Annotated in this window: 16 protein-coding genes; 6 read left to right on the top strand and 10 right to left on the bottom strand. The window is 42.7% G+C overall.

Annotation, left to right across the window (positions count from 1 at the left end; all coding sequences use genetic code 11):
• Positions 1 to 6 precede the first annotated feature (6 nt).
• From AACV12_RS11010 to AACV12_RS11000, 3 genes are all read right to left on the bottom strand, one after another.
• The gene (locus tag AACV12_RS11010) at positions 7 to 789 is read right to left on the bottom strand and encodes a transporter substrate-binding domain-containing protein (RefSeq protein ID WP_170900348.1); all 783 of its coding nucleotides are present in this window, start codon (positions 787 to 789) and stop codon (positions 7 to 9) included.
• A gap of 97 nt (positions 790 to 886) precedes the next feature.
• Positions 887 to 1,684, bottom strand: a complete 798-nt coding sequence (locus tag AACV12_RS11005; protein ID WP_094128079.1) for an amino acid ABC transporter permease — start codon at positions 1,682 to 1,684, stop codon at positions 887 to 889.
• Complete coding sequence (locus tag AACV12_RS11000) at positions 1,684 to 2,403, bottom strand: amino acid ABC transporter ATP-binding protein (RefSeq protein ID WP_170900347.1); 720 nt, start codon at positions 2,401 to 2,403, stop codon at positions 1,684 to 1,686. The genes AACV12_RS11005 and AACV12_RS11000 overlap by 1 nt, the downstream gene beginning before the upstream one ends.
• 299 nt (positions 2,404 to 2,702) lie before the next feature.
• Here AACV12_RS11000 and aroG point away from each other — a divergent pair, with 299 nt between their 5' ends.
• Positions 2,703 to 3,755: a 3-deoxy-7-phosphoheptulonate synthase AroG gene (gene aroG / locus AACV12_RS10995; protein ID WP_170900333.1), complete on the top strand. Its 1,053-nt coding sequence runs from the start codon at positions 2,703 to 2,705 to the stop codon at positions 3,753 to 3,755.
• Positions 3,756 to 3,849: 94 nt separating this feature from the next.
• Here aroG and AACV12_RS10990 read toward each other — a convergent pair whose 3' ends face one another.
• The gene (locus AACV12_RS10990) at positions 3,850 to 4,293 is read right to left on the bottom strand and encodes a DUF2850 domain-containing protein (protein ID WP_026029059.1); all 444 of its coding nucleotides are present in this window, start codon (positions 4,291 to 4,293) and stop codon (positions 3,850 to 3,852) included.
• A gap of 369 nt (positions 4,294 to 4,662) precedes the next feature.
• On the opposite strand from AACV12_RS10990, the gene ppnP reads away from it, so the two are divergent.
• Complete coding sequence (gene ppnP, locus AACV12_RS10985) at positions 4,663 to 4,944, top strand: pyrimidine/purine nucleoside phosphorylase (protein ID WP_026027338.1); 282 nt, start codon at positions 4,663 to 4,665, stop codon at positions 4,942 to 4,944.
• Between the two features lie 28 nt (positions 4,945 to 4,972).
• Here the strand turns inward: ppnP and AACV12_RS10980 are convergent, their stop codons facing one another.
• Positions 4,973 to 5,719, bottom strand: a complete 747-nt coding sequence (locus AACV12_RS10980) for a substrate-binding periplasmic protein (protein WP_094128085.1) — start codon at positions 5,717 to 5,719, stop codon at positions 4,973 to 4,975.
• Positions 5,720 to 5,816: 97 nt separating this feature from the next.
• Positions 5,817 to 6,665, bottom strand: a complete 849-nt coding sequence (locus AACV12_RS10975; protein WP_170900332.1) for a pirin family protein — start codon at positions 6,663 to 6,665, stop codon at positions 5,817 to 5,819.
• Between the two features lie 148 nt (positions 6,666 to 6,813).
• On the opposite strand from AACV12_RS10975, the gene AACV12_RS10970 reads away from it, so the two are divergent.
• Positions 6,814 to 7,104, top strand: a complete 291-nt coding sequence (locus AACV12_RS10970) for a hypothetical protein (RefSeq protein WP_013868082.1) — start codon at positions 6,814 to 6,816, stop codon at positions 7,102 to 7,104.
• Here AACV12_RS10970 and AACV12_RS10965 read toward each other — a convergent pair.
• Positions 7,085 to 8,260 carry a GGDEF domain-containing protein gene (locus AACV12_RS10965; protein ID WP_017047428.1) on the bottom strand — a complete coding sequence of 392 codons (1,176 nt, stop codon included), beginning with the start codon at positions 8,258 to 8,260 and terminating at the stop codon, positions 7,085 to 7,087. The two genes, AACV12_RS10970 and AACV12_RS10965, sit on opposite strands and share 20 nt — an antisense overlap.
• 325 nt (positions 8,261 to 8,585) lie before the next feature.
• Positions 8,586 to 9,494, bottom strand: coding sequence for a LysR substrate-binding domain-containing protein (locus tag AACV12_RS10960; protein ID WP_017045988.1), 909 nt, complete (start codon positions 9,492 to 9,494; stop codon positions 8,586 to 8,588).
• Between the two features lie 90 nt (positions 9,495 to 9,584).
• On the opposite strand from AACV12_RS10960, the gene AACV12_RS10955 reads away from it, so the two are divergent.
• The gene (locus AACV12_RS10955; protein ID WP_094147251.1) at positions 9,585 to 10,511 is read left to right on the top strand and encodes a DMT family transporter; all 927 of its coding nucleotides are present in this window, start codon (positions 9,585 to 9,587) and stop codon (positions 10,509 to 10,511) included.
• Between the two features lie 11 nt (positions 10,512 to 10,522).
• Here AACV12_RS10955 and AACV12_RS10950 read toward each other — a convergent pair whose 3' ends face one another.
• Positions 10,523 to 11,614 carry a DUF3541 domain-containing protein gene (locus tag AACV12_RS10950; RefSeq protein WP_105977540.1) on the bottom strand — a complete coding sequence of 364 codons (1,092 nt, stop codon included), beginning with the start codon at positions 11,612 to 11,614 and terminating at the stop codon, positions 10,523 to 10,525.
• Between the two features lie 328 nt (positions 11,615 to 11,942).
• Here AACV12_RS10950 and AACV12_RS10945 point away from each other — a divergent pair, with 328 nt between their 5' ends.
• Positions 11,943 to 13,319, top strand: a complete 1,377-nt coding sequence (locus AACV12_RS10945; RefSeq protein WP_017045991.1) for a diguanylate cyclase — start codon at positions 11,943 to 11,945, stop codon at positions 13,317 to 13,319.
• A 272-nt stretch (positions 13,320 to 13,591) separates the two neighbouring features.
• Here the strand turns inward: AACV12_RS10945 and AACV12_RS10940 are convergent, their stop codons facing one another.
• Positions 13,592 to 15,109 (bottom strand): DUF3612 domain-containing protein, encoded by a 1,518-nt coding sequence (locus tag AACV12_RS10940; protein ID WP_017047432.1) that lies wholly within the window; start codon positions 15,107 to 15,109, stop codon positions 13,592 to 13,594.
• Between the two features lie 161 nt (positions 15,110 to 15,270).
• Between AACV12_RS10940 and AACV12_RS10935 the strand changes: the two genes are divergently transcribed.
• The gene (locus tag AACV12_RS10935; RefSeq protein WP_013868075.1) at positions 15,271 to 15,849 is read left to right on the top strand and encodes a malate synthase; all 579 of its coding nucleotides are present in this window, start codon (positions 15,271 to 15,273) and stop codon (positions 15,847 to 15,849) included.
• Positions 15,850 to 15,877: the final 28 nt, after the last annotated feature.

The following is a 15,877-nucleotide window of genomic DNA, read 5'->3' as shown; positions in this document are numbered from 1 at the left end:
CTCAGGCTATTGCCCTGAGACGATTTGGTTTTGCCAATCTAGCGTTGAGAACCAATATTCGTAGCGCTCACTTAACCAGCCGTCATTGGTTCGTTCAATAATCCATTGATCAAAAAAGGCTTTTTTGTCCTCTTCACCTAAGCGAACGGCAAACGCTTCGTTTCCTTTGGACAACCGTTCATTGAAAGGAATGAACAGTTTGTCACTGTGTTTCACTGTTTCATGTTCAGGTTTAGGGCTTGACGCAATCACGGCGTGTGCTTGGCCGTTTAATACTTCTTGAAAGGCTTGTGCATCGTCATCAAATTGCAGAATTTTGGCTTTGGGGAAGGTTTCACGAGCGACTTGAACGGTAAATGCTCCGCGTCGCGCTGCGATAGTCACTCGACGAGAGTTGAAGTCTTCAATGGTGGAAAAGCCATTAGCTAAGGATTGATTGGCAGCAAGCTGCACGCCTGAATGTGAATAGGGAGCAGTGAACAGGACGCTTTTCGAGCGCTCAGGAGTGATAGACATGCCGCCGATAATGACATCAAATTTCTGTGCTAAGAGTGCTGGAATAATGCCATCCCACGCGGTAGGTACAAATTCCACTTTCCAACCTGAATCTTCAGCAAGACGTTTGGCAACATCAATTTCAAAGCCAATTAGGTCGCCTTGCTTGTCGCGCATTGCCCAAGGCACAAACGTAGACATACCCACACGCAATGTGCCTCGTTCAGTGATTTTATCAAGGCTAGGCGTTTCACTGGCAAAGGTGGGTATGGAAATGGTTATCCCTAGTAACATGGTCAACCCGAGCGATAGAGCGGCGATAGCCTTCAATCCAGCGCGTTGCCACGCTTTTGGTGCAGATTGCTGCATGATGTTCTCCTTTTAAGGATGATTATTGAGCGCGCCATTGCGCCCCGAGTTTGTGTTCTAACCATGCTGAAAACCCTGATAAAGAAAGAGTTAACAGTAAATAAATTGCAGCGACGGTAAACCATATTTCAAATGGCATCGCCGTTTCTGAGACAATATTTCTACCTTGAGTGGTTAAGTCAAAAATAGCCATCACACTGACGATAGACGAGTTTTTAATTAATGACACGACTTCATTGGTCAGTGGAGGTAATGTACGTTGGATAAGTTGCGGTAAGATCACATCAACATAGGTATAAAAACGAGAAAGCCCTAATGTTCGTGCCGCTTCAAACTGTCCCTTCGGAATGCTGTTTAAACCACCACGAAACACTTCGGCAGTATAAGCGCCTTGAAACAGTGCCAAAGCTAAAATGGCAGTAGAGAAGCGATCTAAGCCCAGCACTGGGCCAAACACAAAATAGAGCAGGTATATCTGCACCAGTAGCGGCGTGTTGCGGATAAGCTCAATATAAATATTGGCCAACCAACGCCCTACCACAGAATTGGAAAGCTTCAACAAAGCGGTTGTTAAGCCAATGACCAGCGTAAAAAATAGGCTGACCGTTGAGATTTGTACCGTGACGGCTAACCCTTCGAGCAGTTCCGCGGGCCACCATTCACCCTCGTCGTAAAAAGCGATGAAATCAGGCACACGATGCCATTGCCACTGGTAACCCATAGCATGTGCGCCAGAATCAAGTATCCATACCATCCCCGCAAGCAATAGAACTATCTGTATTAGAGCGGAGAAGATCGGTTTTATCAGTACTTTTATCATCAATGGCTCAATATTTGGTTGAGAAACTGTTGAGTTCTTGGGTGTTTTGGCTGACTAAATATCTCTTCCGGCGTAGCGATCTCGAGAATTCTTCCTTCATCCATAAAAATGACGCGATCCGCTACTTTTCGGGCAAAACCCATTTCATGAGTGACGCACATCATGGTGATGCCATCTTGAGCAAGATCTACCATGACATCCAGTACCTCCTGGATGGTTTCAGGATCGAGAGCTGAAGTGGGTTCATCAAACAATAAAATTTCTGGTTGCATACAGAGTGAGCGTGCAATGGCAACACGCTGTTGCTGACCGCCAGATAATTGCACCGGATATTTGTCAGCTTGGTCAAGAATATTCACTCGCTGTAAAAAATGGCTCGCTCTTTGTCTTGCGGCTTGCTTACTCAATTTCAGTGTACGAATTGGAGCTAAAATAAGGTTTTCAATCACCGTCAAGTGAGGGAAAAGGTTGAAATGCTGGAAAACCATACCGATTTTTCCCGCAGGCTGTGTGATGTCGGAATGGTTAGAGTTCAGGGTGATCTTGCCCGCGCTGATAGCTTCTAACCCATTGACCGTTCGGATTAATGTTGATTTTCCTGAGCCTGAAGGGCCACAAACGACTAAGATTTCCCCTCGACGAACCTGAAGAGTAATGTCTTTCAAAGCGTGAAAATTATTGTACCACTTGTTTACTTTTTCAAACTCTATCGCATTCATGGTTGAATATCTTGTTGCTATTTTGTTATCACCTACCTTAGCAATATCAACGAGATAATGCACCTACGAAGCTCATATTAGCGTTAATTTGTGGGTTCCAGCATAAAGGTGTAACTATTTTTTTACGCAATGATAATCTTGTAAAAAAGTAGCCAATATTGCCTTTTGTTGAAAATAATGATTGAAGTTGTGGTTTTTAGTAGATAAGTTACAGGGGAGAGCCGAAAGCAAGGCTGCGTATAGATCCAACCTGTCCGTTGTTCGGTAGGCAGTAGAAAAGAATAAGGAAGAAGTAAGCAATGTTTCAGACTGATGATGTAAAAATTAAACGAGTTAAAGAGTTATTACCTCCTGTTGCGGTTCTAGAAAAGTTTCCGGCAACAGAAGTTGCTTCTTCAACCACATTTCAGGCTCGAGAAGCCATTCATAATATTCTACAAGATAAAGATGATCGCTTATTGGTGATCATTGGCCCATGTTCAATTCATGATCCTCAAGCGGCTGTTGAATATGGAAAACGTCTTAAAGTGTTGCGCGATGAACTAGGTGATCGCCTTGAAATTGTCATGCGTGTCTATTTTGAAAAACCTCGTACGACCGTCGGATGGAAAGGGCTCATTAATGACCCTTATTTAAATGATACCTATAAAATTAACGATGGTTTACGCATGGCGCGTAAGTTACTGCTTGATTTGACCGATATGGGGATGCCGACAGCGAGCGAATTTTTGGATATGATCACACCGCAGTATGTGGCTGACCTTATCAGTTGGGGTGCTATTGGTGCTCGTACAACAGAATCTCAAGTTCACCGTGAACTCGCATCGGGTCTATCTTGTCCGGTTGGGTTCAAAAATGGGACAGATGGCAATATCAAAATCGCTTCTGATGCGATTCGCTCTGCCAGTGCATCGCACCATTTCTTGTCGGTCACTAAGTATGGTCATTCGGCCATCATTCAAACGGCAGGCAACCCTGATTGCCATATCATTCTACGAGGTGGTAAAGAGCCAAACTACAACGCTCAACATGTCGCGGCTATCAAGCAGGAACTAGAAATCTCCGGTTTACCACAAAAAGTGATGATTGACTTTAGCCACGCAAACAGCTCTAAACAGTACCAGCGTCAACTTGTGGTATCACAAGATGTGAGCGAGCAGATTGCATCGGGTGAACATGCTATTTTTGGTGTGATGATTGAGTCTCATCTCGTTGAAGGACGTCAGGATCTCGTGGATGGTTGTGCGGCCACTTATGGTCAATCGATTACGGATGCATGTATTGGCTGGGATGACACTGAAGTGGTATTGCGTCAGTTGGCTGGTGCCGTAGAGGCGCGTCGCGTACGCTAAATATGGCGTCACTCTATAATATAAAGTATCAACAGAGCTCCCGATTCGGGGGCTTTTCTATTTAGACTCAGCTCTGATCGCGTCACTTTAAGCACTATGGTTGTGAAAAGTGCTCAGATAATGCTGAACGACGATTTTTACTTGGGTCGCCGTTTTCATCGTTTTCTACCGTGCTTTCATAGCCTTGTTTGATAAAGCGTTGTAAAGGCATGACAGGTTCAATGCGCTTCAGTTGAGGGGAGTTTGTTGTCCCAGCAAGTTGGTAAATGGTCACGCCACTACCAGTGTTAATCACAATTTTATCCCCATCATATTCAAACTGAGTGCTGACTAAGCGATTATTTCGAAACACGCCATTTGAATTGAGAGTGAGAACCTCAGTGCTATAGCTGGGTGTACCGATTTCAATCCATGAACCATAGACATTTTTGGGGCTTGTATACTCTTGATAGCTCACTAAAAGCAAAGTGGCAAAACCAACTGCGATAGTGAACAGCACTATCCAAAAAAGACTTTTTAATACCCACTTTTTTTTCATGGGGTGACCTGAAGAGGCTTTATTTGCATGCGTGAAACCCTTAACTGCCATTCCCACTCCATAACGTAAGCAATCAGCGACTAGTATCGGTAAGGCTAACCAATTAAAACAAGGTTAGAGAGTGGAATATGTCGTGTGGTTTAGCAAATGTCACACTAGAAAATATGATCTTTTTTCCAAAACCAGTACTAATGGATGACAAGATGAACATTGCATCATGAATTTTGTTGACTTACCGATCAGTATAGGTCGCGTTTCACTATTTGTTTAATCCCAATTGCCACTTGTGTATTTTTACGATTTCAGATAAAACGGCTTACAAACGTGTTATTCACCATATTTTGGTGGTTTATTTTACAAGGAAGAGAAATGATCAAAGAAAACACATACTTCGATGGGGCGGTTAAATCTTTAGGTTTTGCTCACCAAAGTGGTGACAGTTCGGTGGGCGTAATGGCTCCTGGCGAATACACCTTTGGCACGGCCGCTCCTGAGCGTATGACAGTCATCAAAGGTTCGTTAACGATAAAGCGTTTAGGGGATGAACATTGGTCTACATTTAAAGCGAATGAATCTTTTGAAGTCGCTGAGAATTCGTCCTTTGATTTGAAAGTTGCCGAAGCAACAGCTTATTTGTGCGAATATTTGTAGTTGAAATAGGGCTTAAAAGCCCTATTTCTTATCGAGCTGTTAAGCCAAATTTTGCATAGATGGCTTCGATCCTTCCACTTTTTACCATTTCAGACAGAGCGTTTTGTAATGCATCCGCTTGTGGATGGCTTTTAGGCATACCGTAATAGTTGCCGATAGTGTTTGGATAGTAGTAGGTTGCTACTTGGTAGTTACTAAAATTGATTGTTTTTAATTCCACTTCTAGCGCAGGTAAATCCAATACGATAACGGTATCTATTCTCTTTGCCTCTAGCATTCTTGCTAGGTTGAAGTCATCATTAACAACCGTTCTATTTATCTCTTTGTCTTGATCAAACGCTTCGAAATAAGCGGTACCTCTTTTCACACCGACATTCAGCTCTCGTAAATCTTGATAATTGTTGATTGCTGGCCCATCACTGCGAGTGACAAAAACAATATTCCGTGTTTGCTCACTTATAGGACCGATAAAGCGAACAAATGCTTCTCTGTCTGCTGTTCGTATGACACGTGGAACAATGTCAACAGTACCATTTTCTAAAGTAGCAAGGCTGCGAGGAAATGGAATGTTTCGCCACTCGATATCGAAGCCCATATTTTTTGCTGCTTCTTCAATGATTTCCTTTAATGGGCCGCTGATTTTTTGACCATCTGGACTGATCACCATTTCTGGTGGTCGATGCCTAAAATCAGCTTTAAGGGTGTTAGCAAAAAGCGTTGAGCTGATCAGCACTGCTGCCAATGAAATGAGAATATTTCTAGTCAATACCCACATATTTCGTGCCTCTCGTCAAATTTACTACTTGAGTATAGGCAAACTTTCTGAGAACCCCAAAATGACACTTAAGATCAGCCGGATGGCTACCCTATGATTAATACTGTTCAAACAGACCTGAGTTGTAGTCTTTAATTGCTTGTTCTATCTCAGAAAATGAGTTCATTACAAACGGCCCATAATGCACTACAGGTTCATCAATGGGTTGCCCCATTAGCAACAATACTCCGCTCGTATCATTGGCTTTTAATGTTAAGAACTCACCTTTTGAGAGCAACGCTAGCTCGCCTTGCTTCAACACTTTACTGCCTAGCTGTGCATTGCCTTTGTAGGTAAATGCCATGACATTAAAGTGATTTGGAGTGGCGATCTCTAATTGGCTACCCGGTGTTGCTTGCCAGTCGGCTACACTCAATTTAACGCCCGTTTTTGTTAATGGGCCAGTTACTATCTGGTTGCCACAAGTGACATCACCCGCAAGTACTCTCAGCAGGCCAGCCTCTTGGGAGTGGTATTCGGTAATGGTTTCGGGTTGAAAGTCGTGGTATTGCGCTGGCGCCATTTTTTGGCTAGCAGGCTGATTGATCCAAATCTGAAAACCGTGCAACTGACCTTCAGTCATGATTGGCATCTCGCTATGAATAACACCTCTTCCTGCGGCCATCCATTGGGCACCACCAGAGCGTAATTCACCGACATTACCCATATGATCTTGATGTTGGAAATGCCCATTTAGCATATAAGTGAGAGTTTCGATTCCTCGGTGTGGATGAGGAGGGAATCCGCCAATATAATCGGCTTTTTGATCAGATTTAAATTCATCGAGCATTAAAAATGGTGAAAAATTAGCGTTATTAAAGCCAGCAACGCGGCTAATTTTTACGCCATCTCCATCCGAAGTGGGTTGTGCGGGGATTATCTGTTTTATTTCACGTTGCGTTAGCATAATGATTCTCCTTGTCGGTATAACATCAGTCTAAGACAAGGTGCTGATAAAGAAGAGCGCTGTGTTTTGAAGGTCTTCGTCGAGAAATTCGAACATATCTTGAGGGGGGCTATAATTAGAGTAGGTTGGATCACGAGGAGGATGCCCAATGTCTATGTTGCCCAAACATGAAGATCAGAATCCGCATTATGATCCCAAAGAGGATTTTACGCTTGAGCAGATGCACCGATTTACCAAGGTGGCTAATCAAGCGCAGAAAAATCGCGATACGCTTGAACAGCTCAGTGATAAAGACGTTTCCATTGTTGAAGCAGCAAGGCGTGCGGCAATGAGGCCAGTGATTCACCCTAAACCAAATAAACCTAATACAGCACGCTACGCCGCATGGATGGTGGTGGTATGTGCAGTAGGTTTGTGGATTATGTATATGACTCGCTAGCTTTCTTTATTGGTGTCACTGTTGCTGAATGGGTTGCAGTAGATGCTTCAGTATGGTCAAGTGAAATATGTTGGTAATACTGATATTGATTTTTGCCGTTGTGTTTTGCTGCGTACATCGCTTTGTCTGCGCACCGAGTCAGCTCGGCCAAGTTATCAGCATCAGAAGGAAACAAAGCAGCGCCGATGCTGACGGTGAGGTTATTGATCATTTCTGACCCTTGATATTTATCCTCAAACAGATAACAAATCCGGTTGAGAACACCATCCAAATCCTTAACCGTTTTGATATCGTAAAGTAGTAGCACGAACTCATCTCCGGCAAATCTCGCGATGGAGTAATCGTGTTTATCGGTCTTCCGGTCTTTATTTCGGACGTTGTTTTTTAAACGATTGGCGAAATATTGCAAGACTCGATCCCCGACCTCATGTCCGTAGCTGTCATTAATGGACTTGAAATTATCAATGTCTAGAAAGACGAGTGCGGTGATGGTTTTTTTATCAGTCTGCTGGGAGAGTTTTTCACGTGCCCAAGTTTCGAAACTCCAACGATTGGCGAGCCCAGTCAGTTGGTCGGTGTAGGCAAGGTCTTCAATTCCCTCTTGATAAAGATGCTGGATATAGCAAACCGCTTTGTTGTAGTAGTAAGAGGAAATATGACACATGCAACAGAGTGCGATGAGACTGAGAAAAAACCGATCTATGGGGAGATATTGAGGAAGAATATCGGCACCGGAGAGTTGTACTGAGACGCCAATTAGCATAAAGAAACTACAGCTAAAAACTAAGCCTATTCGAAAGTCATTAATGAAGATCACCGCCGCAATAATTGGAAACAACCACAGCACATTGCCGACCATATGCTGTCCATATAGTAGTAATATGACCCCTTTTGTTAACAAGATGGCACTGAGGAATAAATCGGCATAGGAGGTGTTATCAGAGTGATGGTAGAAATAAAGGTAATTAGAGGCAATGGCGATCAAGCATAATAAATTAAAAATGCTCAGGTAATATTGCTGTTCAAGAAAATGAAGAATGCCATAAAAGGCGAAAAGTAGCACAGACACAAATGAGCATAAGGCAACGACCCTACGCTTGCGTGACGCTCGCATATTGGCCATCTCTTCTAAATGTCTACCTACCAGTTCAGTCATACTCGATCTCGATGCTATCCTAAAGTATTAGATACCGAGTTAAGTCTAGAATAAATAACAGAGTTTTGCGGACGAAGTGCATGGAGTCAGTTAAAAAATACAATGGCTAATCATTTGGCGTTTTCGTTAAGTCATTAGGCTATTAATAATCGGTGATCAATGGTCTTATAACTTATTGTATTATCAGCATGTTTTGTCGATTATTTTAACGTTGTTCAAATAAGTCATTATTTAAGCCATTATTTTTTTATAAAAAAATGAATATAAGCAAATGTGGATATAGCAAAAAAATCTAAGCCGTCCTGTAGTTACATTACAAATTTAGTTACATCGCAAATTCTTTTTTGATCCAACTTCTTAACACTAAGATACTCTCTTGTTTCAGTTGCTCTTTGGCACAAACGAAGTAGTAGTCTTGATAGGGATTAGTCACTGCGGAACCGAGTTCTTGTAGTAGGCCTAACTTGATGTCATCTTTTACAAAGAGGCGATGGGTAACGAAAATACCTAATTGGCGGATAGTTGCTTGTACGGCTTGTGCTGAAGAGACAAATGATAGGTTTTTGCGACTTGCTGGCATGGTAAGTTGATAAGCATCGCACCAAATTTGCCAGTCTTTTTTGCGGCGCTCGTTCACAGCGATAATCGCTGGGTGGCATTTAAGTATGGATGAAAGCGTCTGCTTATCACCTTGCTTTATGAGGTCAGGTTTTATGAGTTCAGGGCTGCATACCAGCACCAATTCATCTTCGGCAAGTTTCTCACAATAGTAGTCTTGCCACTCATCTTGTTTACCATGAACAATCGCGATATCAACGTTCTCTGATGTTAGAGAAAAAGTGCCTGTTAAACTCGATATTCTCACGTCTATATGTGGCGCATGCTCTTGAAAGCGGTTAACTCGTGGTATCCACCAGTGCAGCGCTAATGAGTTGACCATGTTGAGTGTCAGTCGGTTATGGCGCTCATCTCTCATAAGCACTTCAGTTGCTTCAACGATTTGCTCCAAAGCAGGCGCAATTCTCCGATAGTATTTTTGACCAGCATTATTGAGTACGACGTGACGCCCAACGCGATTGAATAGCGGCTGGTTTAGCTGGTTCTCTAATGCTTTTATTGATTGACTGATGGCTGAATGACTAACATTAAGGTGCTTTGCTGCATCTGTCATGCTGCCTGTTTCTGCTACGGCAATAAATGAGTAGAGTGACTTGAGCGGAGGTAGTTTTCGCATTGGTAAGTTTCTCTTACAGGTTTGGTTAATATTACTCGTTATTTTTCCTTTCGTCATTGTTCTATGATGGCTGTACTAGAGGAGAGTTGTATGAACCCACGAATTTTGGCTCCATTATTTATGTTGTCCTCCACATTTAGCTTGTCATTGACAGGGCTACTGTCTAAGTTTCTTGCACATGAGATACCGCTACAAAGTCTCAGTTTTCTCCGATTTTTACTCCCCGCGCTTATATTGTTGGGAGTAATGAGCTTAACTCATTTCCGTTTTCCTCCCAAAGGTATGAAACGGGCTCTGTGGGTTCGCTCAGTATGTATTGCAGGCTGTCAGCTCTGTTTTATTTACTCACTTCAGCATCTTTCTTTGGTGGAAAGTGTTGTATTGTTTAGCACTGGTCCACTGTTTATTCCTTTGTTAGAAAAATTAATATTTGGTGTAGTGATGAAAACAGGCACGGTTGTGAGCTTGGCCATTACATTTATCGGGGTGTTACTGCTGGCTGGCGATGTTTCGGGCATCCATTTACGGATGGAGTTATTGGTCGGTTTACTTGCGGGAGCGCTGAATGCGGGATCGCAGTTAAGCTTGTATCGAGCGACGAAAAGTAATATGCGATCTATTGATATCAATGCTTGGACGTTTGTGTGTGCATCAATCTTATTACTACCTTTGTTATTTCTTCCTACCGTAGACGCGAATGTACTTCAACAAACCTGGGGCAGCTTGCAGCAGTTAGCTGTGGTTATTGCCTTGAGCGGAGTCTCTATATTAGTCATTAACACTCAAATTTTTCGAGCCAAAGCCTACCGTCTGGCACACTCTGGCTCGCAGCTCGCTCCGTTAATTTTTACCAATTTGCTTTTTACCGCTTTATGGCAACAGTTGTTTTTTAATGTGCAGTACTTGCCAACACAAATGGTAGGATTGGGCTTGATTGTGATGGCAACTTTTACCGGAATTCTTATCCCGAAGCTATTTAAATCCTCAGTATCGTCAAACCAGCTTAAATCAGCTTAACCCGCTTATTGCTACTGTCTGATGAGCCCATAAGGCAGGCTAGAAAATACCTTAGGATTATTTTTCACTGTGGGCGCTTGGTTGGTTTTCTGCCAGTCAAGTAACATAATGGCAAGTACATTGCGGTGCTCTCCGTCGGCAAGGTCAAACACACCTGAGGTAGAGGGGATCATCCCTTTCTTTTTATCAATCGCTTGTTGAATTGCGAGACGAGTTTTTTCTACAACAGGATCTTTTTCTAAACCTGCGAGTAGAAAAGTGATCCCAACTTCAGCAACCACATCTTCCTTCGCTCTTAGCAAAATGGTATCGATATTATTGCGAAAGTAGTCGAAGATCCATTGATGCTGCTGCTCTTTAATGGGATTTTGATAGTATTCCGAATCGGCAAAAATAATGTGTGTCATGCCATACAGTTTATTGCCATATTGTTGCGCGGAGAGTGCTTTATCAGCAGAATCTGGGTATGTTTTCCTAAAGCTATCAATGAATGGTTGTACGACATCTTGTTCACCTAACTGGCGTAACCAATAGACTTGGTTAGCAAGTTGTGCGGCCCACGCTTTAATCATTTCTTCATCAGTGGCGTACTTAGTAAAATCATAACGGCGGATCACTTGGCGCAAAAGCTGATCTTCTTTATGTTTCAAACCATATTCGTTGGCACGGGCCATAGAGCCTAATAGGTCGACGCCTAAGTAGAGGTATTCTGGCATATGTTTAGTGGCGATATAGCGTAATTGGCTGCGTTCATCTTCGTCATCGAGGTATCCAGCCAAACGTTGCTCAGAGTAGAGAAAAACCTGTTCAGCAGTTGAAACTTCTGCGGAAAATTGATTAAGTCGGCTTGCTACGCGAGCAAGATCACTCCACACCGCTGCTGAATATTTAGGGTCTAGAGTTTGGCGATACATCCGTAACCCATAGTGCCCCTCTTTGAATGCCGGCAATGTGAAAAGTTGCTCTTCATAGGTTTGACGAATAAGCTCCGCAGATTCAGAAAAAGTGTTATTCGTTGTTGGCGCCGGCTCTGCATAGCCAGAGGCAGGCAACCACAATGCAATAGCTAATCCCAGAAATAGGCCACTCTTTTTTAATAACATGATGAAAACACACCTCTAAGCTAATATTCATAATAATATTAGCATTTCATGGATTTATTATTGTTGGTGATATGTCAGGTGTGCGTAAAATGACCGCTTTGAGCCGTCGTTAGGATAATGCGTTTAGCTGATTGTGCTTTTTACGCTATGCAAATTGATGAATTAAAATATTACTATGTTAGCAAAAAGCTACGAGTTCATTTGGTTATATCAACAAATTTGTAATTAATTTGGGTATTCCCTCATTAATTACGTTAATCTTAAGTAAGAAGCACTATTCTAAATAGAGCAAGTAAAACCATACACATGTAGTGATCGCTACAGGCTAGTGAGGGAGAGTTGCATGAGACATATCTCAGGCAAACAGTGGTCTGTCAATTTGCTTCTCGTTGCCTTCATCATTTTTTGTGGAGGGTTGATCGAAATTATCAACTTCAATCAACGAAGTTTTATCCGAGATAATCTTCAAACCAGAGCAAAGGAAGAGCTTTCGATTATTCGAGCTCAGTTAGAAGCTGCCATTTTGTCTGACATCTATGTAGCAAATGGGCTAACCAGCTTAATTGCGATTAACGCCCATTCTCAGTTCGAAGATTGGGAAAAAATTGCGGCTAATATTTTACATGAAGGTAGACATTTGCGCGTGATTGGGCTTGCGCCTGATGATGTGATTCGTTACACCTATCCATTGAGCGGAAATCACAAAACGATAGGCTTAGATTATCGTACCGTTCCCAAACAATGGGCCACGATCTTAAAAGCAAGGGAGATCCAAGAGATCTTCATTGCAGGCCCTGTGAACCTGGTTCAAGGTGGGCGAGGCCTTGTTGCTCGGATTCCTATATTTACTGACCCTCCTGATAACCAACAATATTGGGGGGTATGCAGTGTCGTGATCGATTTAGATTCTCTATTACTTTCCACTGGCGTTGAACGTTTTACTCACCGCTTTAATTTGGCGATACGTGGGGTAGACAGTACTGGTTCGGAAGGCGAGGTATTTTTTGGTGAACAAGAGGTGTTCACGAAAGCTTTTGCAAAACAAAGTGTTCATTTTCCCTATGGCGGCTGGGAAATTGCTGTTGCGCAGAAAAGCGATGTTTTAGGTCAAGTGCCTTGGTATCAGGTTCACATTGTACGGTTGCTAGGCTATCCGATCTTAATCTTGTTGGTTGCGGCGTTTATTACGATATATCGCTTGTACTCTATTGCTAATGAAAGAGCACTTCATGACGAATTAACTCAGCTTCCTAACCGTCGGTACTTCATGTATACGCTTGATCGATATTTTGAGCAGGCTATCAAAATGGACCAATCGGCTGGTTTTGTGATCCTCAACATTGATATTGATAAGTTCAAATCGATCAATGACACCTATGGGCATGCGGCGGGTGACAAGGTGTTGATTGCTTGTGCGGAGCGAGTGAAAAGCGTATTGCGTTCTTCGGATTTAGTTGCACGCATTGGCGGTGATGAGTTTCTGGTTTTGCTGTCTCGAGTATCGGACAACGATGATATTGAGCGGATCAGTCTCAAAATAAAAAGTGCGTTGTGTAATGCGCCAGTCATTTATGAGCAGCACTTAATTAACCTACATGTCAGTGTAGGCGCAGCCGCATTTAGCCCAGAATTTGATAATGTGGATGCGATGTTGAAACTGGCTGATGAGCGGATGTATCAAGAAAAGAGGCAGCAGTACTACTAGATTATTTATTCAGATTTGCATTTTGAAATTTAATTGCAAAATGCAAATTTATTATGCGACACGTTGTAATGAAACCGCTCATAAAGTAGACAGATAAGGTGTTTTTTGGCAGTTTTAAAGTTGGCATGCATCCTGCTATATAGTAAGTGACCCTTCTAAGCCGAGGGTCACCTAGCCAACTGACGTTGTTAGTGAACCTTATTTTTGTTCACACTTATTAATAGCCAATCATACCTTTTGTGATTGGCTTTTTTTATTTTTACGCTCTGCAACTAGCCAGCACATTTCTCATAGCAGCTTGGTTTTCTTGGACAGACAGCACCGCGTGAGCAGATTAAGCGCGCATTATTTTCAATTCCGCGTTCAATCCAATTAATATTAAGAATTTTAGCAATAGTCGTGAGATCTTTTTTGATGTGTCTTGGAATAAGAGAGCTTCCGCCGTTGCTGACGCATAACGCTTTGAGCTCCTCAGCAATTGAGTGAGCATCCCCACCTTGTGCATTGATGGCTGGATTCAAATCTATTCCAGCGCATAGCACTCGATTATTGCCTGCTGGATCGATCATATTGACGGATTCACAGCAATATATTCTCGGTTCATCACCTACATTCAAAATCGAAATTTGCGCAGAGCTGCCACTTTGCGGCTCTGAAAGACGTCTAAACACGGCCCAATGCTGGCAAGGGTCATTCACTTTACGCATATTCCCCCACGGGAGAGGGATCCCATTACCACGATAAACCGCTTTTAATTTGCCTTCACCATAAGCATCGAAATAGTGCCAATGCGGATAGGGTGACACGACCGTCATGCGCCTCATCGCAACGGAAGGAGAAACCCCCGCTTTCAAATGTACATCGATTTCGTAACCGCTGCGATCAAGAAGTTGTCGATAAGGCACTTTGGGGCACAGCAGTGCGCCAGCAAAAAAACTCGATTCAAAATCTCGCCATGCCTGAAGGATATCTTGGGAATTTAATTCACAGGTGGCGGTGGCATCAGGCGTTTCTTCCCAACTGTTTGTGTGGCCAACCGTTAAGACACTTTTTAGTCCCTCTTTGCTGTGCAGAATATTGTGGCCAATATACACCGCGAGGTCGTACTTTAGGCGAGTTGGGTACTCACGTAGAATTTCATTAAGGTAGATCGTGCATGGTGGTTCAAAAAAAGAGGTAATAAGTTGTTTGGCGCTAACACCAAGCTCATCAACAACATCTTGCGGGGTTCTCGTGACCCAGCGGATAACCAAACCAAGGCTTTTGGCGATGTCGATAAGATCTTCAACAGCTAAGTTTAAGCGTTTTAAACCCACTTCTTCTGCTGCTCGCTCAAGATCTGGGAAGTGGTTTTGTAAACTCTCTTGGTGAGCACGGATCAATAGATGAGCAAACTGTTTGCCAGTGATCCCGGTTTGGGAAAGCATCTCTGGGATTGCGATTTGTAAAATATCATTTGAGAATAAAAAGCTAGGTTCAAGAGCCATACCGCTTATCCCACCTCTGTTACCCTTGTCAGGAGTAATATCCGTTTGACCTGGTTCATCATCTAAAAACCAAGCGGGATCTTTTTGGAAAACTTGGGCAATGACCTCCAACATATCAACACTAGGTACCCGTTTTCCACGCTCAATCATCGAAAGGTATGAAACGGAGGGGGCGTATTCTGGGTTGATACGAATACAGCGTGCCGATAAGTCTTCCATCGTTAGGTGATTACGCTTTCTTAAGTTTCTGACTTTTGTCCCTAAGAAATGTGACTGACGAACTAAGCTTTTTGATAAGGCCATTTTGTAAAATTCACACTGTAAAATTTTTGTTGTGAAATTGTAGTAAAAAATTGGTTAATCTACCAAGTAAGCAAGGTCACAAATTTGCACAAAGGTTAAACGCAAGTTTGGAATAATTGCTCTAGAACACAAAATGTTGAGTTACCTATAAGGAAAAGACGATGAATATGCTGACATTCGATAAAACAGAAATCCAAAAACTAGATAAACCCTTTATCGCTGAAGCCGTCTTCGCCGTCGAGACTATCAGTGCTAATCAACAAAATGAAAAGCAGAGTAGAGCGAAGCAACTACTCGATAGATTGTTCCCTTTGGCGACGGGCTCTCATCAAGATGTGACCAGTTATGTGATCGATTACCGCCATGTGTTGGCTTATTTCAAGGATGGGCGTCATAGTGGTTTGAAGCATCCAAAACATTTTGTTGCCTTCAATGGTGAAAAGGAGTCACCATGTTCGATCTTGTTCCGTGATGGAAGTGGTAGCCATGTTGAAGTGATGTTAGGCTGCACTAAAGGGACTGGACGCGTTGAACTGATAGAGATTAATGATATTCAGTTAGAAACGTGTACCACATTTACCCAATCGGTGGAAGAAATGCCCAGCGCCGCAATGCGCCACTGGGTAAGCCTAGTCAAAGGTGATGAAAAGGGTAAGCCTCAAGCTTGTAGTGAAGATAAGGAGTACACCGCAAAAGATGGTGAAGACTATTACTTAAACTACAGTTTTAACCTTGCTTAGGTTATAGATGCGTATTGGGATTAAATGG

The sequence above is a fragment of the Vibrio sp. 2-2(8) genome (assembly GCF_963888495.1).
GTDB lineage: Bacteria > Pseudomonadota > Gammaproteobacteria > Enterobacterales > Vibrionaceae > Vibrio > Vibrio anguillarum.
Note: the sequence above shows the minus strand (reverse complement) of the source record. Positions and strands in the feature narration are given on the sequence as shown.